We start from the raw sequence: 23,197 nt of genomic DNA on the forward strand, positions 1-23,197 counted from the left end.
GGGAGAAAAAATGATAACTTTACAATTATTGCAGCAGATCATCGTATTTTTTCTGATGATGTCCTGTGGATTTACAGTGGTAAAATGCGGACTTATCGATGCAAAAAGCAGCAGGACACTTTCAGTCATCTGTATCTACATCATCATGCCCTGCGTAATGATCAATGCTTTTCAGATCGAATATTCCAGAAGCATCCGGAATGGCTTCCTTCTGGCAGTGGCAGCGGCCATCCTGATCCATATTTTTCTTCTGGTATTTGTACAGATCATCGGCAAGCCACTGAAATTAAGTGTGGTAGAAAAAGAATCCATCATCTATTCCAATTCCGGAAATCTGGTGATCCCTCTTGTAACGGTAGTCCTTGGTGAAAAATGGGTGATCTATGCCAGTGCTTTCCTGAGTGTGCAGATGATCCTGATGTGGACCCACGGACAGTCACTGATGGAGGCGAAGGCCGGCATCAACTGGAAAAAAATCCTCTGCAACATCAATTTGATCGCTATTATCCTTGGAATCGTTCTGTTCTTCACGCAGATCAGATTGCCGGTGATTCTTGGAAACACCATGAGCCAGATTTCAGCCACCCTGGGACCTGTATGTATGATCATGCTTGGAATGACCATGACGGAGGTAAAATGGAAAGATATTTTCAGCCATTCCAGGATCTATCTGATCACGATCTTGAAAATGGTGGTGACTCCGCTGCTCATACTGTTGTTTTTGAAGTATCTGCCCTTGGCTTCAATGGTAAAGGATGGAAAAACCATTCTGCTTATCAGTCTGATGGCAGTGATCACACCGTCGGCAACAACGATTGTACAGCTGGCACAGCTCTACGATCAGGACCCGGTCTATGCCAGCACCATCAATGTAATGACAACGCTGGTAAGTATCATAACCATGCCACTGATGGTCATGTTGTATCTTGCCTGAGCATCTCAGGGAATCGTTACGGATAACTTTGTGTCAGGCAACATGCTTTGCGGATATTACCTGTGAACAGTGATCGGAAATCCTACCCTCATAATTGTAAAAACAAAATAAAAGTGATAGAATCAAATCATATGAGAGCAGAAGAACTATATCTGCTCATAGTGGAAAACATAGCACAGGATCATCAAAACAGGAGGATAGCATAAATGGAACGACATGCTTTTGCAATGAAAGTAAAAGAAGGAAAAATGAATGATTACCGTAAGACCTTAGGCGAGATCTGGCCGGAGCTTACTGCATATCTTGACCGTAACGGCATTCATAATTTCAGCATCTGGAATGCGGCAGACCTGATCTTCGGATATTACGAAAATGCAGACGGAGAGGTGATCTCTCCGGAAGAGGAGAAAGTAAAGGCAGCATTGACTGAAAAGATCGGAGATACCTTTACCTGGATCTCTACTCCTGGAAAAGACATGCGCTTGATGTATCATAATTTTGGTGTTGTGAGAGAAAACAAAGAGCTGATCCGCCACAGAATGTTCATGACAAAATTAAAAGACGGCTGTGAGGAAGAATATAAAGCCCGTCATGACGGACTTGTGGCGCAGAGAGGCGAAACAATAGATCCGGGCCCGGACAGCAACTTCAGCATCTGGAGTGCGGGCGGATATATTTTTGGATATGATGAGATCGACACAACCATGGAAGTGGAAGAAACACCGGAAGCAAGAGAGGCAACCATCGCATGGGAGACACGCCAGCTCGGAATCATGGACTGGATCACCAACGATGTGGACTGGATGACAAAAGAAGTACATCCGTCCAGTGTACGTCTTGCATGGCATAATTAAAAAATGGGAAAATAAAAAGGAAGGAGGCCGGGGCTTTGTTTGGAGGTAGCCCCGGCAGTATGAAAAAGAAAAAAGTGTTATCAAAGGTAGTACCCTTTGCACATCTAATAATATACTCATATTTTGTGGTCATTCTGTGACGTCATTCTGAAAAAAGTATGAACAAAAAAGAAAAAATAACTGAACTCAAATCTTAACAATTCTTAAACTTTCCATATTTAGTTGAAACCATACGCCCCGACTGTTATACTGTGACTAGCAGATGTTAGCAGGAGAAGAATATGTTTTATTCCTGATATCAATAAAATAATGAGGCGTGAATTTATGAAATGTTTTTGGAAATATGTAACAGGGATCGTACCTGCGTACGGGCTTTTTCCCCTTGTTTTTTCATTTGTATTTAACTGTCTTGTATATTCCGGTTCAAGGGCGATCGCAGGCGGTTGGTATCATCACAATATAGAAAGTAATCTTGATCTGCGGCTCCCATTTGTGCCGCAGTTTTTGATTATCTATTTTGGATGTTATGTATTTTGGGCAGTGAATTATATCCTTGTGGCAAGGCAGGAGCGGGAACAGGTTTACCGTTTTTTTACTGCGGATATTATATCCCGTTGTGTGTGTCTGATCATATTTCTGGCATATCCCACTACCAATACAAGACCGGTGATCGAAGGAAACGGAATCTGGGATCTGCTGGCCGGCTGGCTGTATTCCATTGATGCGGCAGATAACCTGTTTCCATCTATCCATTGTCTGGTAAGCTGGTTCTGTTTTCTGGGGATCAAGGATCAGAAAAGAATTCCGACATGGTATAAGGGGGTATCGTTTACACTGGCTGTGCTGGTTTTTCTGTCTACCATTTTTACCAAGCAGCATGTACTTGTGGATGTGGCAGGTGGTGTGATCCTGGCTCAGGTATGCTTTATTCTGGGACAGAAAACAAAACTCTGGCATATTTATGAACGGTTTGGAACTAAAATTGAAAAGAAGATCAACAGCTATACAGAAGGTGTCAAGTGATGAAGAGCAGAAAAAAGATCATATTTAACGGAGTGTTCCTGGCAGTAGTTTTTGCCCTGACTATCTACGGCGTTTTTCACGGAGAAGACCTGTCTTCCATGATGGATGCCATACATAGGGCAGATAAACGGTGGCTGCTTCCGGGAATTGCACTGGTAGCATTTTTTATCTGGGGGGAATCCATCATTATCTGGTATATGATGCGTTCCAGCGGGATCCATCTGAAAAAAAGAACCTGCTTTCTGTTTTCGTCTGTAGGATTTTTTTTCAGCTGTATCACACCATCCGCCAGCGGCGGACAGCCCATGCAGATCTACTATATGAAAAAAGAGAAGATTTCCATTCCGGTGTCAACGGTAATCCTGATGATCGTGACGATTACCTATAAGCTGGTGCTTGTGGTGATCGGTATTGGGATCGCGATTTTCGGAAGAGGATTTCTTCACAAATATCTGGAAGGAATCCTGCCGGTGTTTTATCTGGGGCTGATGCTGAATATCTTCTGTGTCACTTTTATGACCATTCTGGTATTTCATCCACTTTTGGCAAAAGCGATCCTGATGAAGGGCATGAAGCTTCTGGAACGGTTTCATCTGATGAGGAAAAAAGAGGGACGGCTGAAAAAACTGGAAGCTTCCATGGATACTTACCGAAATACTGCGGCATATCTGAAGAATAATCCGCTGGTGATCGTTAAAGTAATAGAGATCACTTTTATCCAGCGTATGGCACTGTTTGCAGTAACCTGGTTCGTATATCAGGCTTTTGGACTCCATGGAACCGGTTTCTGGGATATCCTTTTTCTCCAGGCAGTGATATCGGTATCTGTGGATATGCTGCCGCTTCCGGGAGGAATGGGAATCAGTGAGACTTTGTTTCTTACCATTTTCAGTCCGGTATTCGGTGGCCTGCTGCTTCCGGGAATGGTGCTTAGCAGAGGTCTGGGATATTACGGAGAGCTGCTGATCAGTGCGGTGTTTACTGCGGTGGCTCAGCTCACTATCGGAAAAAAGGAATCCTGAAAAGATTTGATCGAATGCAGATCGCGGAGATCTGCTTGACCCAGATCAGGTAAGTCCCCTGTGGGACTGTGAATATAGCCTGACATGAAAAAGAAAAAAGAGGTGTGCAAATGATAGGATTTTATGATTACACGGTAATAATGACTTACATAAGCGTAGTTTCTTCCATGATCGGAATCTTCTGCGCTGTGACGGACCATATTTCAGCAGCGGTGTGCTGTCTTGCATTTTCCGGACTGTGCGATATGTTTGACGGAAAGATCGCAAGAACTAAGAAGAACAGAACGGAGGAAGAGAAATGCTTCGGGATCCAGATTGATTCCCTTGCAGATATCGTCTGTTTCGGGATCCTTCCCATTGTGCTGGGATTTAAGCTTGGAATGTGTCATATTTACGGAATAGCTATTCTTTTATTTTACGGTCTGGCAGGCCTGATCCGTCTGGCATACTTCAATGTTATGGAGGAAAAACGTCAGAATGAAACCTCCGAAAACCGAAAATATTATCAGGGACTTCCCATCACATCCATGTCTGTGGTCCTGCCGCTTCTGTTTGTGGTATCCCTGCTTTTTCCGGAGTATAAATGGTTTGTGGTGCTCCTTCATATCGCAATGCTGACGGTAGGACTTCTGTTTATCCTGGATTTTAAATTCCGTAAGCCCACTAACAGGGAGCTGGTGATCATTGTTGCGGTAGTTGCTGTGGCAGTTCTTCTTGTACTTTTCTACAACGAAGGATGGTGGAAGTTCAATTATCTCTATAAGCTTTCCATGGAGAGAGGTGGTAACCTATGATCCGGACAGCGGACAGAATGGGGCATATTACAGAGGAGGATTCCTTTCAGAACAACTTTCTGGAAAAAATCTACGGTTCTGTAGCCGGACGCATGCTGATCCGGCCACTGGTCACTCCTGTTGTTTCCATTGCCATGGGAAAGCTTCTGGATTCCAGGCTTTCGGCAGCAGCGGTGAAACCCTTTATACGGTTCAATCATCTGGATATGAGTGATTATGAAAAGCGTAAATACATCTCTTACAATGATTTTTTCAAGCGGAAGATCCGGGAGGGTGCCCGCCATATTGATATGGAACCGGGACATTTTATCAGTCCCTGTGACTGCAGGGTGAGTGTGTATCCGGTAGATGAAAAAGCCCGTCTTCATATCAAACAGACCGAATATACCATAGATGAGCTTCTCAGGAATCCTTCTCTTGGAAAAAGATATCAGGGTGGCTATGTGTGGGTGCTTCGTCTCTGTGTTCAGGATTATCACAGATATATTTATCCGGACAATGCGGCGGAGTCCGGACGCATCAGGATCCCGGGGATCCTGCATACAGTCAACCCCGTGGCCAACGATGTCTATCCGATCTACAAGGAAAACAGCAGAGAGTATTCTCTTTTGAAAACAGAGAATTTCCGTACCGTGCTGATGATGGAGGTAGGTGCTCTTCTTGTCGGAAGAATCGAAAACCGGCCAGGGAAAGCATTTGTGAAACGGGGAGACGAAAAAGGGAATTTTGCTTTCGGCGGCTCCACCATTGTGCTGATCACCGAAAAAAATGCGGTAAAGCCGGATGAAGATATTTTAAACAATTCCCGTGAAGGAATTGAAACAAGAGTGTTCATGGGAGAAAAGATCGGAGAATCCTTTTAGAGGGTTCTCCTTTTTTGCGGATAAAATTAAAAAAATGAAATTACGTTCACACACACAACACAAACCTGTGATATATTATGAGCAGTAGCAAAGCGGAATGGAAATATCCGCTTTAGAATGAACCGGAAGTAAAAGCTCAGCTTTTTGTAAAGAGGGATGATACAGAGCATTTCGGGCTGTCAGCAGCTGTCCGGAACAGCGACTGAGAAACGGAGGAAGATAGAATGGATGCATTAAAAATTCTTGTAGTAGATGACGAGAGCAGAATGAGAAAACTGGTAAAGGATTTTCTCACCAAAAAGAATTTCCAGGTATTGGAAGCCGGTGACGGTGAGGAGGCCATGGATATTTTTTATAAAGAAAAGGACATTGCGCTTCTGATCCTGGATGTGATGATGCCGAAGATGGATGGCTGGGAAGTATGTCGTGAGATCCGCAAAAATTCCAAGGTTCCCATCATTATGCTGACAGCAAGAGGAGATGAGCGTGATGAGCTTCTGGGATTTGAACTCGGGGTGGACGAATATATCTCCAAACCCTTCAGCCCCAAGATCCTTGTAGCACGTGTAGAAGCCATTCTTCGAAGAACGGGACAGAGCAACCCGGATGAGATACTTTCAGCAGGTGGGATTGTCATTGACAAGGCAGCGCATCAGGCAACGGTAGATGATAAACCGATGGATCTGAGCTTCAAGGAATTTGAGCTTCTGACTTATTTCCTGGAGAATGAGGGAATCGCTCTTTCCAGAGAAAAGATCCTGAATTCTGTGTGGAATTATGATTATTTCGGAGATGCCAGAACCATTGATACTCATGTCAAAAAACTGAGAAGTAAAATGGGCGATAAGGGCGAGTATATCAAGACAGTCTGGGGGATGGGCTATAAGTTTGAGGTAGGAGAATGAAAAAACCGAAGGAAAAAATAAAAAAGATCCACAGTCTCCGTCATCAGATCACAGCATACTTTATCGGTCTGCTGTTTTTATCCATTCTGACTATTACCGTGATCAACGGAGCCTTTCTTGAAAAATATTATGTGACAAAAAAGATCGATGTACTTCTGAATCTCCGAACAACTCTGGAAAATACAGATATTGACAAGATGATGAACAGCAATAGCTCGAAAGGTATGGAGAGTATTCCCGATGAGATCCAGAGAGCCTGCTCCAGAAACAATCTTTCCTGGGTTATCATTGACAGCAGCAATACCAGCTGGCTTTCCTGGGGCGAAAATGAAAAAATGCTTCAGAGCAAGCTGTTCGGATATGTCTATGATCTGGATGAGGACGGAGATAAGAGCCGGACCTTGAAGCAGGGTGACAATTATACCATCCAGCAGTCGCATGACCGGTTTGCGGGAATGGATTATGTGGAATGCTGGGGACAGCTGGATGAGGAACATTATTTTATCATAAGGACACCCCTTGAGAGCATCCGGGAGAGCGCTGATATTTCCAATAAGTTTTACTTTGCGGTAGGTCTGATGATCATAATCTTAAGTGGTCTGGTCATTATGGTCGTGACCAGGAGGATCACCCGTCCCATCAGTGAGCTTACGGAACTTTCCAGAAAAATGTCAGATCTGGATTTTGAGGCAAAATACGAGAGCAAGGTCGGCAATGAGATCGATGTTCTGGGAGATAATTTCAACCGAATGTCCTCACAGCTGGAGACTACCATCAGTGAACTGAAATCTGCAAATAATGAACTGCAGCGTGACATTGAGGACAAGATCAAGATCGACAAGATGCGAAAGGAATTTCTGGATAACGTGTCCCATGAACTGAAAACTCCCATTGCTCTGATCCAGGGCTATGCAGAAGGCTTAAAAGAAAATATTTCTGATGATCCTGAGAGCAGAGAGTTCTATTGCGATGTCATTATGGATGAAGCCTCCAAGATGAATAAACTGGTAAAAAATCTTCTAACACTGAATCAGCTGGAATCCGGCAAAGATGCAGTTGTAATGGAGCGGTTTGATATCGTATCCCTGATCCGCGGTGTGCTTCAGACCATGAATATCATGATCGGGCAGAAGAATGCAAAAGTGATCTTTGAGGCGGAGAAGCCGGTTTATGTATGGGCCGATGAGTTTAAGATCGAAGAGGTTGTGACAAACTATGTAAGCAATGCCCTGAACCATCTGGAGGGAGAGAAAGAAATCGAGATCAAGCTGCAGGATGAGGGTAACCGTGTGAAGATCAGTGTGTTTAACACAGGGACTCCGATCCCTGAGGCAGATGTACCGAATCTCTGGAATAAATTTTATAAAGTTGATAAAGCGAGAACCAGGGAATACGGCGGAAGCGGTATCGGTTTATCCATTGTAAAGGCCATCATGGAAAGCATGAACCAGGAATATGGCGTGCAGAACTTTGATAATGGCGTGGAATTCTGGTTTACACTGGACCGGAAATAATAAAACTTTACCGTGATAATGTGAAAAAATGGGCGGCAGCAGAGAAAAGTCTTTGCAACCGCCTGTTTTTGCGTTATACTAAAGCAATGTAAATCGAAGGTGAGAGAGGAATATCGAGATACAAAAGAGCAGGAGGAAGCATTATTATGATAGGAATCATTGACTATGATGCAGGAAACATCAAAAGTGTGGAAAAAGCACTTCAGTATCTGGGACAGGAGACTGTCGTCTCAAGAGATCCCCAGGTGCTTCTGAAAGCAGATAAAGTAATCCTTCCGGGGGTTGGAAGCTTTGGTGATGCTATGGAAAATCTCAAAAAATACGGACTTGTTCCGGTAATACATGAGATCGTGGAAAAGGGAACGCCCTTTCTTGGGATATGCCTGGGACTGCAGCTGCTTTTTGAGAGCAGTGATGAGACACCGGGAGTGGAAGGTCTTGGAATCCTGAAGGGGAAAATCCTGCGCATCCCGCCAAGTCCGGGACTGAAGATCCCGCATATGGGCTGGAATTCCCTGCATATTCAGAACAGCGGAAGATTATTTAAAGGTATTCCGGAAAACACATACGTTTACTTTGTACATTCCTATTATCTTCAGGCAGAGGAGGAAGAGATCGTGAAAGCGACCACTCAGTACAGCACATGCATCCATGCGTCTGTGGAGAAGGGAAATGTATTTGCGTGTCAGTTCCATCCGGAAAAAAGCAGCCGGTGGGGCTTGAAGATCCTTGAGAATTTTGCGGCACTTGAGTCAGGCACCGGAAAGGAGGCATAATCATGTTTACAAAAAGAATCATTCCATGTCTGGATGTAAATAAAGGACGTGTAGTAAAAGGCGTGAATTTTGTTGATCTTAAGGATGCCGGAGATCCGGTGGAAATTGCCAAAGCTTACGATGCAGCCGGTGCGGACGAGCTTGTTTTTCTTGATATCACTGCCTCCTGCGAGGAGCGTGATACCGTGGTGGATATGGTAAGAGCTGTTGCAGCCAACGTATTTATCCCGTTTACCGTAGGCGGAGGAATCCGTACCGTAGATGATTTTCGGAAGCTTCTCCGTGAAGGTGCAGATAAGATTTCTGTAAATTCCGCAGCTATCGACCGTCCGGAGCTGATCCATGAGGCCGCACAGAAATTCGGAAGCCAGTGTGTAGTAGTTGCCATTGATGCCAAGAGAAGACAGGATGGCGGCTGGAATATCTACAAACATGGCGGAAGACTGGATACCGGTATTGATGCTCTTGAATGGGCAAAGAAGGTGGAAGAACTTGGCGCAGGTGAGATCCTTCTTACCAGCATGGACTGTGACGGAACCAAGACCGGGTATGATATTGAACTTACAAGAGCCGTTGCAGATGCGGTTTCCATCCCGGTGATCGCCTCCGGTGGTGCCGGAACCCTGGAGCATTTTTATGATGCACTGACAGAAGGCGGAGCAGATGCGGCACTGGCAGCATCTCTGTTCCACTACAAAGAGCTGGAGATCCGGGAAGTGAAGGATTACCTTGCGGAAAAAGGAATTTCCGTGAGAAGATAAGTTGGATGAGAGGTGATAGATATGGCTCCTATAGCAGGAGACTGGCAGGAGGCACTGAAAGGTGAGTTTCATCAGCCCTACTATGCCAAACTTTATAAAACCGTGATGACAGAATACAGAACAAGAAAGATTTTTCCGCCGCCGGAAGATATGTTCAATGCGTTTCATTTTACGCCTCTGCATCAGGTAAAGGTTGTGATCCTGGGACAGGATCCCTATCACAATGACGGACAGGCTCATGGGCTTTGCTTTTCCGTAAAAAAAGGTGTGGAAACACCGCCATCTCTGGTGAATATTTATAAGGAACTTGAGGATGATATGGGATGTTATATCCCAAACAACGGTAATCTGGAAAAATGGGCAAAGCAGGGCGTGCTTCTTTTGAACACAGTGCTGACTGTACGTGCACATCAGGCCAATTCCCACAGAGGGATCGGCTGGGAACAGTTTACCGATGCGGCCATCCGGATCCTGGACCAGGAGGATCGCCCGATCGTGTTTCTTCTCTGGGGGCGGCCTGCTCAGATGAAGGCATCCATGCTTCATAATCCGAAGCATCTGATCCTGGAAGCACCACATCCAAGTCCCCTTTCTGCCTACCGGGGATTTTTCGGATGCAAGCATTTCAGCAAGGCTAATGAATTTTTGAAAGCCAATGGGGTAGAACCTGTTGACTGGCAGATTGAGAATATTTAAGTTAAGGAAAGTAAAATGGGTAAAAAAAATGATAACACACTTGTGAAAAACGCATCTTTTCTTATGGTTGCGGCGCTGATCTCCAAGATCATCGGAATGCTGTACAAGAGTCCGCTTTCAACTACACTGGGAAGTCAGAGCTTTGCACTTTTCCAGTTTGCACAGAATGTATATTTTATTCTGCTGATGATCGCGTCCTTCAGTATTCCTCAGGCTGTATCCAAGATCATGGCGGAGAAGATCGCTTTTCACAGATATAAGGATGCACAGAAGGTATTTTACGGTGCATTGATCTATGCGGCAGTTGCCGGCGGTATCGTGGCGCTGATCTGTGTATTTGGTGCAGGAATCCTGGTTCCGGACAGTATGGCTAACGCCCGTCTGGCACTGCAGATGCTTGCGCCCACAATTTTCATGTCCGGTCTCTGCGGTGTATTCCGTGGATATTTCCAGGCATACCGCAATATGATGCCTACATCGATCTCGCAGATCATTGAGCAGATCTTTGTGGCAACCTTTGCGCTTCTGATGTCACATGTATTTATCCAGCATTTTTCCGCAACAGGAGATATGGATCTGGTCCATCGCTGGGGTGCGGCAGGTGCTACCATGGGTACCGGAGCAGGTGTGGCTTCTGCGCTGATCTTTATGCTGATCGTTTATGGGGTAAACCGTAAGATCATCCGGAAAAGGATCGTCAATGACCGCCATTCTATAAATGAGAGTATGGGTCATGTAATGAGTAATATCGTGCTCATCATCATGCCGATCATTCTCAGTGCTTTTATTTATAATGTAAACGGATATATCAACAGTTATATGTATTCCGGTATCATGGATATCAAGGGTGCTGCCAAGGACGTGATCCAGACCTTGTATTCCGAGTACGGATATTATATGACGCTGATCAATATCCCGCTTACCCTGGCAAGTACAGCACCGACATCTATGATCCCTGAGGTTTCCGCACATTATGCAATGCACGATATTGAAGGTGCAAATATGAAGACAGACCGTGCCACATGGATCAGTATGCTGATATCCATTCCGGCGGCAGTAGGTCTTGCAGTTCTTTCCGGACCGATCACGAGACTGATCTTCCCGGGAACCAATGGCGTAGGCGGACAGCTTCTGATCCTGGGAGGAATCACCATTATCCTGAATGGCAACTCCAATATCACCAACGGTGTACTTCAGGGAATCGGCAAGCCGAAGCTCCCGATGATCCATGCAGCCATTGCACTGGTGGCAGATGTGATAGCCATGGCCCTGCTTCTGGTATTTACCAATCTTGGTGTTTATACCATTGTCATCGCCCAGATCGTTTATGCAGTTGTGATGTGTCTTCTCAATGACCGTTCCATCAAGAAATATATGGGCTATAAGAATCCGTGGAGAAGTGCTTATTTAAGCCCGTTCCTGGCATCTATCCCGATGGGAGTTGTTGCGGGAGTGGTGTATTACGGATTGTATGCACTGATCCATTCCAATGTGATCTGTCTTGGTATTTCCGTGATGCTGGCAGCAGGTGTATACTTTATTGTATATCTGTTTGTAAGCAAGCCCGGTGAAGATGAGCTGGGTATGATGCCTGGTGGAAGATATATGAAGAAGCTGGCGAGAATGATGAAGATCATCTGATCTGTAAGTCCGATCAGTAAACGGCAATACAGTTATTCGGTGCAGAACTCAAAGTGAACATAGCTAGCACAGGAAAAAATACTCACAGATTTGTTCCGGCAGATTTCCAGCCGGAGGATCTGTGAGTATTTTTTCATTATATCAGATTTCAGGGAATGCAGACTTTCGAAGAAAAGTTTCTTTTCAGTCTTTTCTCTGTGAAAATAGTCTTATGATCTCCAGAGTAACGTTCACAGCGGCATCCATTCCTTCTGCTGTAATGTGCTCATAAGGCCCGTGATAGGCATGTCCGCCGGTTCCGAGATTCGGGCAGGGCAGTCCCATAAAGCTTAACTGTGCACCGTCTGTGCCGCCGCGGATAGGCAGGATCAGCGGTGTGACACCGCAACTGTGGCAGGCTTCTTCTGCCAGAGATATCAGCCATGGGCAGGTATCGATGATCTCTTTCATATTGCGATACTGCTGGGTGATGGTAAGAGTTACGGTACCTTCCCCCCATTTTTCATTGAGGATCTCCGTGATATGTGTGAGCGTTTTCTGACGGATCTCAAAAGAAGCGGCATCGTGATCCCGGACAATATACTGAAGCTCAGCCTGGGAAACATCTCCTTTCATGGAGCACAGATGGAAAAATCCTTCGTAATCATCTGTATTCCTGGGAGTATCTGCCGCCGGAAGCATGGAGTTAAATTCCATGGCAACGAGGGCTGCGTTGATCATGGTATTTTTGGAAGAACCGGGATGTACATTAACGCCCTGGAAGGTTACTTTTGCACTGCAGGCGTTAAAGTTTTCGTACTGGATCTCGCCTTCCGTATCACCGTCTAGGGTATATGCATAATCCGCACCGAATTTTTTTACATCAAAGTGTGCCGGTCCCATGCCGATCTCTTCATCCGGAGTAAAAGCAACGCAGAGAGGTCCGTGAGGTATTTTTTCCGTAAGGATATGCTCCAGCGCAGTGAGGATCTCTGCAATGCCGGCCTTGTCGTCTGCGCCTAGGATCGTGGTTCCGTCTGAGGTGATCAGGGTACGCCCGGCAAGTGAAGCAAGATGGGGGAACATTTCCGGGGAAAGAGTTCTGCCGCTTGTGCCGAGAGGAAGCTCTTTTCCATCGTAATCTTCTGTGACCACCGGTGTGACTGCATGGTCGCAGAAATCGGAAACCGTATCCATATGAGCGATAAAGCCCAGTGCTTTGCAGTGCTCCAGACCTTCTGTAGCAGGAAGATGTGCATAAACGTAACAGTGTTCATCCAGAGACACATCAGAGATCCCAAGGCCTTTCAGTTCCTCCACAAGAAGCCGGGCCAGGTCAAACTGGCACTGGGAAGAGGGGGAAGAAGAGCTTTCTTCATTGCTGGGTGTGGATATTTTTACATAGGATAGAAGTCGTTGGTATGCTTTCATAGAAGAATATTCCTTTCTGAAAAATTCCTTCCGGAACAGACGGCAGCTGTATTTATGGAATCCGCCTGTTTTTACGGAGATAATAACAGTATAACACACAATACCTGCATATTTATGTAAAAAATCTCCCACGATGTGAAAACCTGTGCTATAATCTGTGAGATAATAAAAAACAGGAGGATTTGAGAGTGGAAAAAAGAATCATACAGGTCGAAGAAAAAGTACCTGCAAAGATGCTGATACCGTTAAGTATCCAGCATATGTTCGCCATGTTCGGAGCATCCGTACTGGTGCCATTCCTTTTTGGTATCAGTCCGGCTATTGTGCTTCTGATGAATGGTGTGGGAACACTCCTTTTTATTTTCATCACAAAAGGAAAGGCACCGGCTTATTTGGGCTCCAGTTTTGCCTTCCTTTCACCGGCTCTTCTGGTGATCAGCAAGTATGGATATGAGTATGCCCTTGGTGGTTTCGTTGTTCTGGGTATTGCTGGTATGTGCGTGGCATTGATCGTCCGCCAGTGCGGAACAGACTGGATCGATATCGTGCTTCCTACAGCGGCAATGGGACCGGTAGTGGCACTGATCGGTCTGGAACTTGCGGGAAATGCAGCAAGTACGGCAGGACTTCTGGACGAGAAGGTAGATCCGAAGAATGTGATCGTATTTCTGGTCACACTTGGAGTTGCGGTATTCGGGCAGATCCTGTTCCGGGGCTTCCTTTCTGTTATTCCGATCCTGATCGCGATCATTGTGGGATATGTGGCAGCAGGTGCATGCGGGCTTCTGGATTTTACACAGGTAAGGGAAGCGGCATTTTTGGCTCTTCCCAACTTTACATCTCCGAAATTTAATTTTGAGGCCATTATGACGATCTTTCCGGCATTGCTTCTGGTAACCTCCGAGCATATCGGCCATCAGATCGTAACTGGAAAGATCGTTGGAAGAAATCTTCTGAAAGATCCGGGTCTCCACAGATCCCTGTTTGCAGATTTCTTCTCTACCACAGTTTCCGGATGCCTTGGTTCTGTGCCGACAACTACTTACGGTGAGAACATCGGTGTCATGGCAGTGACAAAGGTTTACAGTGTACAGGTGATCGGTGGTGCGGCAGTGCTTTCTATCTGCTGTTCCTTCCTTGGTAAACTGGCAGCCCTGATCAGTACCATTCCAGGTCCGGTGATCGGTGGGATTTCCTTCCTTCTTTACGGAATGATCGGAACCTCCGGCCTTCGTATGCTGGTTGACAATCACGTGGATTACAGCAAGTCCAGAAATCTGACGCTGACAAGCGTTGTCTTTGTTGTAGGTCTTTCCGGAATTGCCCTGAAGCTTGGAAATGTTGAGCTTACCGGTATGGTGCTGGCATGTGTGGTTGCCATGGCATTAAGCCTTGTATTCTATATTCTGGACAAACTGAAGCTGACCAACGATCAGTGACAGGAAATATATTGCATAAAAAGCAGATGAAGAGGGAAATCTTTTTATCTGCTTTTTTGCATTCAGAGAGGAAAAAGAAATCATGTATGGGAAGTTTTTTGTCGGATTTTCAGAGATCCTGTCAACAAAAAAACAGAAGGATTTTCAAGTATCTTATTGACAATCATTCCGTTTTATAATACTATGTAATACAGAAAACACGAACAAAGGTTCGGATTAAAGGAAACCTGATTAGAAAGAGAATAAAGAATAGGAGATTACATAATGATCAGTGAAGAGAAGCAGAAGGCGCTGGAAGCGGCTCTTGGAAATATTGAGAAACAGTTCGGTAAAGGCTCTGTCATGAAGCTTGGAGATTCCAGTTCCCATATGCAGGTGGAGGCAGTTCCCACAGGATGCTTAAGCCTGGATATCGCCCTTGGTGTAGGGGGTGTTCCCAAGGGACGTATCGTGGAGATCTACGGACCGGAGTCCAGTGGTAAGACAACGGTAGCCTTACATATGGTCGCTGAAGTGCAGAAGAGAGGCGGAATCGCAGGATTTATCGATGCGGAGCATGCTCTTGATCCTGTTTATGCCAAGAGTATAGGTGTTGATATCGACAACCTTTATATTTCACAGCCGGATAACGGAGAGCAGGCGCTGGAGATCACAGAGACTATGGTACGTTCCGGTGCTGTGGATATCGTGATCGTGGACTCTGTTGCAGCCCTGGTCCCCAAGGCTGAGATTGAAGGAGATATGGGAGACAGCCATGTAGGTCTGCAGGCCCGTCTGATGTCACAGGCACTCCGTAAACTGACAGCTGTTATCAGCAAGTCCAACTGCGTGGTGATCTTTATCAACCAGCTTCGTGAGAAGGTTGGAGTGATGTTTGGCAATCCGGAAACTACAACCGGTGGACGTGCGCTGAAATTCTATGCATCTGTCCGTATGGATGTACGCCGTGTGGAAACATTGAAGCAGGGTGGTGAGATGGTTGGAAACCACACCCGTGTGAAAGTAGTTAAGAACAAGGTGGCTCCGCCATTTAAGCAGGCAGAATTTGATATCATGTTCGGAACCGGTATTTCCAGAGAGGGAGATATCCTGGATCTGGCTGCAGAATGCTCCATCGTAAACAAGAGCGGAGCCTGGTATGCATATGAGGGGGATAAGATCGGACAGGGACGTGAGAATGCCAAATTATTCCTGCGAGAGCATCCGGAGATCCGCGATGAGATCGAGAAGAAGGTTCGTGTACATTATCATCTGGATCCGGCAGATGAGACAGCAGAAGCAGCAGTACAGGCAGAAGATACAGAGAAGGAAGAGTAATCCATGCTGGATCTGGAAGAACGAAATCGTGCAAGAAAGAAAGCCATGCGGCTTCTGGAACATATGGACCGCACAGAGAAAGGCCTGACGGATAAACTCCGTCAGGCTGAATTTTCACCGGAGGCAGTAGAAGATGCCATTGCTTATGTGAAGTCCTATGGGTATATCAACGATGCCCGTTATGCCAGAACCTATATCTCCTTCCGCATGGAAACCAGGAGCCGTCAGAAGATCCTCTCGGAACTTCAGTTAAAGGGTGTGGACCGTCAGACTGCCCTGGATGCCTGGAATGAGATGGAAGAGCTTATGGAACCGGACGAGCGGGAGGTATTACGCAGGACGATCGAAAAGAAATATGCGCCGGACACAGAGCTTGATGAAGGACAGATGCGAAGGTTGTATGGATATCTGGCCAGACGAGCGTTCCGGTATGAGGATATTTCCCATACTCTGGAAGAAATGAACATCCGGGTGAACCGTGATATGGAATAACTCGTTACTGTTCACCGGTAATGTCCCGCGAGGTGTTTTTTGTGAGCGAAGGTCACAGAAAACCCGAGACATACCGCGCGAATTTATGCGATCAGCATAAATTCTGTGCATCGCGAAGCGTGTTACTGAGAACGGAGTGAACAGTAACAATAACTCTGCGGAGAAAAAGAGCCAGTTTATATATGCTAACCAAAATCTGCTTTTTCATGAGAAAAACTTGACATAAATGTGAAAAACAGCTAAACTTGTATTGTTGTATTTGTACAATGAAAACTAAATAAGGAGGTGCTCCTGTGGCAGGCACAATTATCGGTGTTATTGTCGCTGTGGTAGTCACGCTACTTATTGCAGTTCCTGTTACTTGCAAGGTTGCTGTTGACAAGAAAGTACGCAAGGATGCGGAAATCATAGGTACAGCAGAGGATAAGGCAAGGAATATTCTTGATGAAGCATTGAAAGCAGCAGAGACCAAGAAACGCGAAACTTTACTTGAAGTAAAGGAAGAATCTCTGCGAACTAAAAATGAACTGGAAAGGGAAACCAAGGAACGGAGAAACGAGCTGCAGAGATACGAAAAGCGAGTTTTGTCAAAAGAGGAATCTGTTGACAAAAAAGCCAATGCAGTGGAGAAGCGTGAGCTGGAATGTACAGCGAAATTTAACGAGTTACAAGAAAAAGAAAAACGAGTAAATGAACTTGAGGAAAAAGGAGTACAGGAACTGGAACGAGTTTCAGGTCTTACCTCCGAACAGGCAAAAGAAGAATTACTGAAATCTGTAGAAGATGACGTAAAGGTGGATGTTGCAAGACTCTATAAAGAGCTTGAGAACAGAGCCAAGGAAGATGCCAATAAGAAAGCCAGGGAATATGTAGTCAATGCCATTCAGAAATGTGCAGTGGATCATGTTTCCGAGACAACGATTTCTGTGGTACAGCTTCCAAGTGATGAAATGAAGGGAAGGATCATCGGTCGTGAAGGCCGTAACATCCGTACACTTGAGACACTTACCGGTGTGGATCTGATCATTGATGATACACCGGAGGCAGTGGTACTCTCCGCATTTGATCCGATCAGGAGAGAGATCGCCAGAGTGGCTCTTGAGAAACTGATCGTGGATGGACGTATCCATCCGGCAAGAATTGAAGAGATGGTAGAGAAAGCCCAGAAAGAAGTGGAAGCACAGATCCGGGAAGACGGTGAGAATGCTGCCATGGATGTAGGGGTACATGGAATCCATCCGGAACTTCTGAAGCTTCTTGGACGTATGAAATTCCGTTCAAGCTATGGACAGAATGCTCTGAGACATTCAATTGAGGTTGCACAGCTTTCCGGACTTCTTGCAGGAGAAGTTGGTGTGGATGTGCGTATGGCCAAGCGTGCCGGACTTCTTCATGACATTGGTAAATCCATTGACCATGAGGTAGAAGGTTCTCATATTCAGATCGGTGTAGATCTCTGCAAGAAATACAAGGAGTCCCCGATCGTTATCAACACGGTTGCGTCTCATCATGGTGATGTGGAGCCGGAATCTCTGATCGCGTGTATTGTACAGGCTGCTGATGCAATTTCCGCAGCAAGACCTGGAGCAAGACGTGAGACCCTGGAAACCTATACCAATCGTCTGAAACAGCTTGAGGATATCACCAATGAATTCAAGGGTGTAGAGAAATCTTTTGCTATTCAGGCAGGAAGAGAAATTCGTGTTATGGTCGTGCCGGATCATGTAAGTGATGCAGATATGGTTCTCCTTGCAAGAGATATTGCAAAGCAGATCGAGGCAGAGCTTGAGTATCCTGGACAGATCAAAGTTAATGTGATCCGTGAAAGCAGAGCGGTTGACTACGCAAAATAAGCTTTCAATGGAAGAAAGTTCTGGAAATATCAAAGGCCGGACAGCTTTTTAGCTGGCCGGCCTTTTTTTGTCATGTGGAAAAACGGTCATATTACTGGAAAAACAGGCGTAAACTGGTACAGGGTGAGTAAATGGAGAGTAAGACAGAGAACCGGAAGTGGAAAAATGCCGGACGTTTTCCGGCGGAGCTTCTTTTTATGACCGGATTTTTTGCGGGAAATGTGTTGCCGAATCTGATCTGGAAAATGGAGTGGAAACAGAAAACCCTGGCTTCTTTTTATCTGATCCGCAGCTTTGCAGGAAAAGATATTTCCGGCGGAGCTTATTTCCTGGAAGTGCTGCGACGAAGAGGAGGTTTTTTTCTTCTGTTGTTTTTATGCGGATTTACAATATTCGGAGTGCCTTTGACGGTCGCATATATGCTGTTTTTGGGAATGGAGACAGGAATGATTCTGGCATTATCGGTTCTGGAATTTGGTATTTATGGCGGTGTGGCCGGCGCCGGACTTCTGATGCCGCAGTATCTGGTCTATATTCCGGCGTATTTTTATCTTGCAGGTATCGTATACAGACAATCGTATGGGATCTGGAAAAATTATGGACTTGTGCCGCAGAAAACAGGGGCTTATTTTCGGCAGGGGATCACAGTTTTTCTGCTGTATACAGGAGGAATCCTCGCAGAAAGTTTTCTGAATCCTTGGATCGTAGAAAAAGTTATAAAGGGCCTGAAATTTTTTTGAGGAAAATTTCCACAATATCTAGTGATGGTTTCCATAAAATCTGCGATATTTGGTGGTTTGTGCCGGAAAGTGTTGAAATTGTGCGGTTTTACGATGAAAAACTGTTTGATTTTATGTAAAATTCACAGTATAATTCAGTCATAAACGAGTATGATTTTAGAGAAACGGGATGCAGAGAAATGGACATAGAGATACGGGAATTTATTACATATTTACATAATAGAAAAAGGACGTCACATAATACAGAAGTATCTTACCAGAGAGACCTGAAGAAGATGGCAGTGTATTTTGCAGATCGTGGGATCTATGATATCCGAGATGTAGGAGAACTGGAGCTGGAAGGCTATCTCAGCTATATGGAGAGAGGACAGTTCGCTTCCTCAACGATCTCCAGAAATGTAGCATCTATCCGTGCCTTGTTTCAGTATCTTTATCAGGAGAACAGGATCGAGAGGGATCCGTCTCTGGAACTGAAGCCGCCCAAGGTTGAGAAGCGGATGCCGGAGATCCTTACTGTGGATGAGGTAGACCGCCTTTTGAAACAGCCGGATCTGAATACACCGAAGGGAATCCGGGACAGTGCCATGCTGGAGCTTTTGTATGCTACAGGAATGCGTGTCAGTGAACTTTTGCGGCTGAATCTGGAGGATCTCAATCTGCGGCTTGGTTATGTAGTCTGTCACGATGAGGATAAGGAACGGGTGATCCCGATAGGAAATGTATGCAAAACAGCCATGGAGAAATATCTGAAGGAAGCCCGTGGAAAATTTGTGAAAGAAAATGAGACGGAGAGTCTTTTTACCAACTGTTCAGGAAAATCCATGAGCAGACAGGGATTCTGGAAGGTTCTGAAGGGATATGCAGAGGAAGCCGGGATCCAGCATGATATCACGCCGCATACACTGAGACATTCTTTTGCCGCACATATGCTGCAGAATGGAGCGGACGTGAAGAGTGTGCAGGAAATGCTTGGACATTCGGATATTTCCACCACACAGGTCTATCTGAATTTTGGCGTTGCGAAAATGCGAGACGTATATATGAAAGCACATCCGAGGCATTGATCTGTAAGAAATAATATAAAAAACGCGTTCAAAAAAGAACCGGCAGCTTCCAAAATGGAAGAATGCCGGTTCTTTTTTTGAACATAAAGTGTAAAAGGATCACAAATGTCTGTTCCCTGAAGTGCAGATCAGACAGATATTAGCAATTTTCAGCGATCGTGTAAAGCAGCTTCTCAGACTCATCCCAACCAAGGCAGGCATCTGTGATGGATTTTCCGTAGATGTGATCTCCACCGATCTTCTGGTTGCCTGGCTCGATATAGCTCTCGATCATGAGACCCTTTACCATGGAGTGAAGCTCAGGATCTACCTGACGGCTGTGAAGAACCTCACTTGCGATACGAACCTGCTGCTCGTAATGCTTGTTGGAGTTGGAGTGGTTGGTATCCACGATCACTGCCGGGTTGGCAAGGTTCTTTGCATGGTATTTGTCATAGAGAAGACGAAGATCCTCGTAATGGTAGTTCGGGATCGCTTCCCCATGCTTGTTTACCGCACCGCGAAGGATTGCGTGAGAGAGTGGGTTGCCGGTGGTCTCAACCTCCCAGCTTCTGTAAATAAAACGATGAGCGCCCTGTGCTGCAACAATGGAGTTCAGCATAACGCTGTAGTCACCACTGGTAGGATTCTTCATACCAGCCGGAACATCCATGCCGCTGACAGTGAGTCTGTGCTGCTGATCTTCAACAGAACGTGCGCCTACAGCAACGTAGGAAAGCAGATCAGAGAGATAACGGTAGTTCTCCGGGTAAAGCATCTCATCTGCACAGGTGAAGCCGCTTTCGCGGATAGCACGCATGTGCATCTTGCGGATCGCGATCAGTCCGGCAAGAAGGTTCGGTTTTTTCTCAGGATCCGGCTGATGGACCATTCCCTTGTATCCTTCACCGGTCGTACGTGGTTTGTTTGTGTAAACACGCGGGATGATAAGGACTTTATCCTCGATCTTTTCCTGAACTTTGCGAAGTCTTAAAAGATAATCGCATACGGCATCTTCGTTATCTGCAGAACATGGTCCGATGATAGCGAGGAATTTATCGGATTTTCCGGTGAAAACGTCGCGAATCTCAGCATCGCGTTTCTCCTTGAGCGCCTGAAGTTCAGCATCGAGCGGATACTGATTGCGGATTTCCTCAGGAGTTGGCAGTTTTTTTATGAATTCAAAACTCATAGTACTTTATTCCTCCATAACTATAGACATTTCGATTATTTATTATAAACGATTATTGGCCGATTGTCGATAGGGAAATTTTAGCGCTTTCACGTGTAGAAGAGTAAGCAGCAGCTCACCCAGAAAAATTCCGTAAAAATAGCCTCGGATCCCTGTTGCCGGAATTATAAAAACAACGGAGAAAATACGGATGAGAATGCCGGCAATACTGTGGATCAGACAGAGCCCTGGTTTTCCAAGTCCCTGCAGGATGCTGGTGAGCATGGTGTTTGTATAAAGAAAAGGACAGATAAAAGACAGATACCGTATGTAGGTTCCGGCAGTCTGGCTGTGAAAAAGCAATGTTCCGAGGAATGGGCCAAAAAGAAAGAATCCGCTTCCGCATAGAAATCCCAGGAACATGCACAGAAAAAAGGTCTGATCTGTGACACGGCGGATCTGCTTCTGTTTTCCCAGTGCATCAAGCTGTGCGATGGAAGGCATCAGCATCACAGCGGCGGAAGACGTAAGTGTGGAAGGAAACAGGAGCAGGGGCAGTGCCATTCCTGTAAAGATCCCATAGATCTTCAGTGAGTCTGAGGCTGTCATGCCGGAACGCAGAAGCATCTGTGGAATCAGGACCGCTTCTATGCTGCCGAGAAGTGTCAGAAGGATCCTGTTCAGGGAAATGGGAAAAGACAGTGTGAAAAGGTCCTTTATCAGCGGAAAGATCCTGACGGGAGTCTTTTCGTGTACAGGGTGATTTCCGAAATGAAAGGAAACTACCAGCAGCGACACCAGCGAAGCGGCAGTCTCTCCGGCAAGGGAACCTCCCGCTGCGATCAATGCAGTGATCGGACGTCCTTCGGAAAGAAAGATCAGATACAGGATATAGGTAGTGCCGATCCGTGCAGACTGCTCCGAAAGCTGCACGACTGCCGGAACAGAGGCTTTTTTCCGGGCATAATAATAGCTGTCAATGCAGGAATGAATGGCACAGAGAGGAATACTGACAGCTATTAGGCGAAGAAGACCGGCAGTCTGCGGTGTTTTCAGAATTGCGGAAGCAAAAAAATATGCGTGCTGAAAAAGCAGAAAACCGGCTGCAGCAGAAAAAAAGACAGCCATAAGTGTTCCTGTGACCAGCGAAAAACGTGCCTCCTTTTTCTCCTGAAGGGCAAGTCTGGATGCGATCAGGCGTGAAAGGGCAGACTGGATCCCTGTATAGGATAAAGCGGCCATAAGTCCCTGGAGAGGAAGAACCAGCTGATACAAACCAAGACCTTCCGCACCAATGGCATGGGAGAGGAATATTCTATAAAAGAAACCTGCGATACGGCTGATAAGGCCTGTGCAGGCAAGAATCAGGGTTCCTTTGAGAAATATTTTTTTTGACATGGATAACCTTGAGTCTTTTTTGTCAGTATATGAAGAAGTTAGTCTTGACAGAACCATATGTTTCTGATAGAGTAAACATGAAATCCGAGGAAAACACTGGGAATTGAAAAAGAGGTGAGCGGATGAAACTGTCAACAAGAGCAAAATACGGACTTAAGGCTTTGATAGACCTTGGTCTTTACAGTGAAAAAGAAGCGGTCTCGCTTCAGAGTATTGCGGGCCGTCAGAATATATCAGTCAGCTATCTGGAGCAGCTGATGGCACTTTTGAAGAAAGCGGGCCTTGTGAAGAGTGTCCGCGGCGCAGCCGGAGGATACTTCCTTGGAAGACCGGCAGAAGAGATTTCAGTGGGAGATATCCTTCGTGTCCTGGAGGGTGGCCTGGAGGCTGCAACATGTCCGGGAACAGAAGGTGACGGTGGCTGCCAGGGTTCTGATCTCTGCGTGGCTAAATTAGTGTGGAAGAGGATCAACGACAGCATCACAGATGCAGTGGATACCCTAATGCTCAGTGAGCTGATCGAAGAAAGCCGGAGAATACACGAAAAATAA

The 23,197-nt window shown here is 45.7% G+C and carries 22 protein-coding genes; 19 read left to right on the forward strand and 3 right to left on the reverse strand.

Going from position 1 to position 23,197, the window contains the following annotated elements:
* Window positions 1-10 precede the first annotated feature (10 nt).
* The 12 genes from BLP57_RS03920 (at window position 11) to BLP57_RS03975 (ending at window position 11,783) form a co-directional block, all read left to right on the forward strand.
* A complete protein-coding gene (locus BLP57_RS03920; RefSeq protein WP_015526976.1) occupies window positions 11-934 on the forward strand; it encodes an AEC family transporter in 924 nt (307 codons plus the stop codon).
* 206 nt (window positions 935-1,140) lie between these two features.
* The gene (locus BLP57_RS03925) at window positions 1,141-1,788 is read left to right on the forward strand and encodes an L-rhamnose mutarotase (protein ID WP_015526977.1); all 648 of its coding nucleotides are present in this window, start codon (window positions 1,141-1,143) and stop codon (window positions 1,786-1,788) included.
* Window positions 1,789-2,112: 324 nt separating this feature from the next.
* A complete protein-coding gene (locus BLP57_RS03930; protein ID WP_092069659.1) occupies window positions 2,113-2,811 on the forward strand; it encodes a phosphatase PAP2 family protein in 699 nt (232 codons plus the stop codon).
* Window positions 2,811-3,833 (forward strand): lysylphosphatidylglycerol synthase transmembrane domain-containing protein, encoded by a 1,023-nt coding sequence (locus BLP57_RS03935; RefSeq protein ID WP_022426551.1) that lies wholly within the window; start codon window positions 2,811-2,813, stop codon window positions 3,831-3,833. Before BLP57_RS03930 ends, BLP57_RS03935 begins: the two co-directional genes overlap by 1 nt.
* Window positions 3,834-3,943: 110 nt before the next feature.
* Complete coding sequence (locus BLP57_RS03940; protein WP_021650799.1) at window positions 3,944-4,627, forward strand: CDP-alcohol phosphatidyltransferase family protein; 684 nt, start codon at window positions 3,944-3,946, stop codon at window positions 4,625-4,627.
* On the forward strand, window positions 4,624-5,490 hold the full coding sequence (locus BLP57_RS03945; RefSeq protein WP_022426552.1) for a phosphatidylserine decarboxylase: 867 nt from the start codon (window positions 4,624-4,626) through the stop codon (window positions 5,488-5,490). Before BLP57_RS03940 ends, BLP57_RS03945 begins: the two co-directional genes overlap by 4 nt.
* Window positions 5,491-5,714: 224 nt before the next feature.
* Window positions 5,715-6,395, forward strand: a complete 681-nt coding sequence (locus BLP57_RS03950; protein WP_015526981.1) for a response regulator transcription factor — start codon at window positions 5,715-5,717, stop codon at window positions 6,393-6,395.
* Window positions 6,392-7,909, forward strand: coding sequence for a sensor histidine kinase (locus BLP57_RS03955; protein WP_022426553.1), 1,518 nt, complete (start codon window positions 6,392-6,394; stop codon window positions 7,907-7,909). The genes BLP57_RS03950 and BLP57_RS03955 overlap by 4 nt, the downstream gene beginning before the upstream one ends.
* A 146-nt stretch (window positions 7,910-8,055) precedes the next feature.
* Window positions 8,056-8,685 carry an imidazole glycerol phosphate synthase subunit HisH gene (gene hisH, locus BLP57_RS03960; RefSeq protein ID WP_021650803.1) on the forward strand — a complete coding sequence of 210 codons (630 nt, stop codon included), beginning with the start codon at window positions 8,056-8,058 and terminating at the stop codon, window positions 8,683-8,685.
* Window positions 8,686-8,687: 2 nt separating this feature from the next.
* On the forward strand, window positions 8,688-9,446 hold the full coding sequence (gene hisF, locus BLP57_RS03965) for an imidazole glycerol phosphate synthase subunit HisF (protein WP_092069573.1): 759 nt from the start codon (window positions 8,688-8,690) through the stop codon (window positions 9,444-9,446).
* 21 nt (window positions 9,447-9,467) lie between these two features.
* Entirely contained in the window at window positions 9,468-10,142 is a 675-nt protein-coding gene (gene ung, locus BLP57_RS03970) for a uracil-DNA glycosylase (protein ID WP_021650805.1), read from the forward strand.
* A gap of 15 nt (window positions 10,143-10,157) precedes the next feature.
* Window positions 10,158-11,783: a putative polysaccharide biosynthesis protein gene (locus BLP57_RS03975; protein ID WP_092069576.1), complete on the forward strand. Its 1,626-nt coding sequence runs from the start codon at window positions 10,158-10,160 to the stop codon at window positions 11,781-11,783.
* Window positions 11,784-11,966: 183 nt separating this feature from the next.
* Here BLP57_RS03975 and pepT read toward each other — a convergent pair whose 3' ends face one another.
* Window positions 11,967-13,193: a peptidase T gene (pepT, locus tag BLP57_RS03980; protein WP_092069665.1), complete on the reverse strand. Its 1,227-nt coding sequence runs from the start codon at window positions 13,191-13,193 to the stop codon at window positions 11,967-11,969.
* Window positions 13,194-13,381: 188 nt separating this feature from the next.
* On the opposite strand from pepT, the gene uraA reads away from it, so the two are divergent.
* The 6 genes from uraA to xerD all read left to right on the forward strand — a co-directional run bounded on the left by uraA (window position 13,382) and on the right by xerD (window position 20,098).
* Window positions 13,382-14,632: a uracil permease gene (uraA, locus tag BLP57_RS03985; RefSeq protein ID WP_022426696.1), complete on the forward strand. Its 1,251-nt coding sequence runs from the start codon at window positions 13,382-13,384 to the stop codon at window positions 14,630-14,632.
* Between the two features lie 264 nt (window positions 14,633-14,896).
* Complete coding sequence (recA, locus tag BLP57_RS03990) at window positions 14,897-15,949, forward strand: recombinase RecA (RefSeq protein WP_015526986.1); 1,053 nt, start codon at window positions 14,897-14,899, stop codon at window positions 15,947-15,949.
* Between the two features lie 3 nt (window positions 15,950-15,952).
* Entirely contained in the window at window positions 15,953-16,441 is a 489-nt protein-coding gene (locus BLP57_RS03995) for a regulatory protein RecX (protein WP_022426695.1), read from the forward strand.
* A gap of 293 nt (window positions 16,442-16,734) precedes the next feature.
* Window positions 16,735-18,294, forward strand: a complete 1,560-nt coding sequence (rny, locus tag BLP57_RS04000) for a ribonuclease Y (protein WP_021650814.1) — start codon at window positions 16,735-16,737, stop codon at window positions 18,292-18,294.
* 131 nt (window positions 18,295-18,425) lie between these two features.
* A complete protein-coding gene (locus BLP57_RS04005) occupies window positions 18,426-19,034 on the forward strand; it encodes a stage II sporulation protein M (protein WP_092069579.1) in 609 nt (202 codons plus the stop codon).
* A gap of 179 nt (window positions 19,035-19,213) precedes the next feature.
* A complete protein-coding gene (gene xerD, locus BLP57_RS04010) occupies window positions 19,214-20,098 on the forward strand; it encodes a site-specific tyrosine recombinase XerD (RefSeq protein WP_015526990.1) in 885 nt (294 codons plus the stop codon).
* Window positions 20,099-20,237: 139 nt separating this feature from the next.
* Here the strand turns inward: xerD and BLP57_RS04015 are convergent, their stop codons facing one another.
* Window positions 20,238-21,269: a 3-deoxy-7-phosphoheptulonate synthase gene (locus BLP57_RS04015; RefSeq protein ID WP_015526991.1), complete on the reverse strand. Its 1,032-nt coding sequence runs from the start codon at window positions 21,267-21,269 to the stop codon at window positions 20,238-20,240.
* Window positions 21,270-21,311: 42 nt separating this feature from the next.
* Window positions 21,312-22,646, reverse strand: coding sequence for a polysaccharide biosynthesis protein (locus tag BLP57_RS04020; protein WP_092069582.1), 1,335 nt, complete (start codon window positions 22,644-22,646; stop codon window positions 21,312-21,314).
* 122 nt (window positions 22,647-22,768) lie between these two features.
* Between BLP57_RS04020 and BLP57_RS04025 the strand changes: the two genes are divergently transcribed.
* Complete coding sequence (locus BLP57_RS04025) at window positions 22,769-23,197, forward strand: RrF2 family transcriptional regulator (protein WP_015526993.1); 429 nt, start codon at window positions 22,769-22,771, stop codon at window positions 23,195-23,197.

It is taken from the genome of Blautia sp. SF-50 (assembly GCF_900101315.1).
Classification (GTDB): Bacteria; Bacillota; Clostridia; order Lachnospirales; family Lachnospiraceae; genus Blautia_A; species Blautia_A fusiformis.

Bases quoted from the DNA above. Each gene is read 5' to 3' on its own strand.
- BLP57_RS03940 (WP_021650799.1), top strand. From the start codon at position 3,944: ATGATAGGATTTTATGATTACACGGTAATAATGACTTACATAAGCGTA.
- BLP57_RS03930 (WP_092069659.1), top strand. From the start codon at position 2,113: ATGAAATGTTTTTGGAAATATGTAACAGGGATCGTACCTGCGTACGGG.
- ung (WP_021650805.1), top strand. From the start codon at position 9,468: ATGGCTCCTATAGCAGGAGACTGGCAGGAGGCACTGAAAGGTGAGTTT.
- pepT (WP_092069665.1), bottom strand. From the start codon at position 13,193: ATGAAAGCATACCAACGACTTCTATCCTATGTAAAAATATCCACACCC.
- BLP57_RS03945 (WP_022426552.1), top strand. From the start codon at position 4,624: ATGATCCGGACAGCGGACAGAATGGGGCATATTACAGAGGAGGATTCC.
- BLP57_RS04020 (WP_092069582.1), bottom strand. From the start codon at position 22,646: ATGTCAAAAAAAATATTTCTCAAAGGAACCCTGATTCTTGCCTGCACA.
- hisH (WP_021650803.1), top strand. From the start codon at position 8,056: ATGATAGGAATCATTGACTATGATGCAGGAAACATCAAAAGTGTGGAA.
- BLP57_RS03920 (WP_015526976.1), top strand. From the start codon at position 11: ATGATAACTTTACAATTATTGCAGCAGATCATCGTATTTTTTCTGATG.
- BLP57_RS03935 (WP_022426551.1), top strand. From the start codon at position 2,811: ATGAAGAGCAGAAAAAAGATCATATTTAACGGAGTGTTCCTGGCAGTA.
- BLP57_RS04025 (WP_015526993.1), top strand. From the start codon at position 22,769: ATGAAACTGTCAACAAGAGCAAAATACGGACTTAAGGCTTTGATAGAC.
- BLP57_RS03925 (WP_015526977.1), top strand. From the start codon at position 1,141: ATGGAACGACATGCTTTTGCAATGAAAGTAAAAGAAGGAAAAATGAAT.
- BLP57_RS03975 (WP_092069576.1), top strand. From the start codon at position 10,158: ATGGGTAAAAAAAATGATAACACACTTGTGAAAAACGCATCTTTTCTT.
- BLP57_RS03955 (WP_022426553.1), top strand. From the start codon at position 6,392: ATGAAAAAACCGAAGGAAAAAATAAAAAAGATCCACAGTCTCCGTCAT.
- BLP57_RS03950 (WP_015526981.1), top strand. From the start codon at position 5,715: ATGGATGCATTAAAAATTCTTGTAGTAGATGACGAGAGCAGAATGAGA.
- xerD (WP_015526990.1), top strand. From the start codon at position 19,214: ATGGACATAGAGATACGGGAATTTATTACATATTTACATAATAGAAAA.
- hisF (WP_092069573.1), top strand. From the start codon at position 8,688: ATGTTTACAAAAAGAATCATTCCATGTCTGGATGTAAATAAAGGACGT.
- BLP57_RS03995 (WP_022426695.1), top strand. From the start codon at position 15,953: ATGCTGGATCTGGAAGAACGAAATCGTGCAAGAAAGAAAGCCATGCGG.
- recA (WP_015526986.1), top strand. From the start codon at position 14,897: ATGATCAGTGAAGAGAAGCAGAAGGCGCTGGAAGCGGCTCTTGGAAAT.
- BLP57_RS04015 (WP_015526991.1), bottom strand. From the start codon at position 21,269: ATGAGTTTTGAATTCATAAAAAAACTGCCAACTCCTGAGGAAATCCGC.
- BLP57_RS04005 (WP_092069579.1), top strand. From the start codon at position 18,426: ATGGAGAGTAAGACAGAGAACCGGAAGTGGAAAAATGCCGGACGTTTT.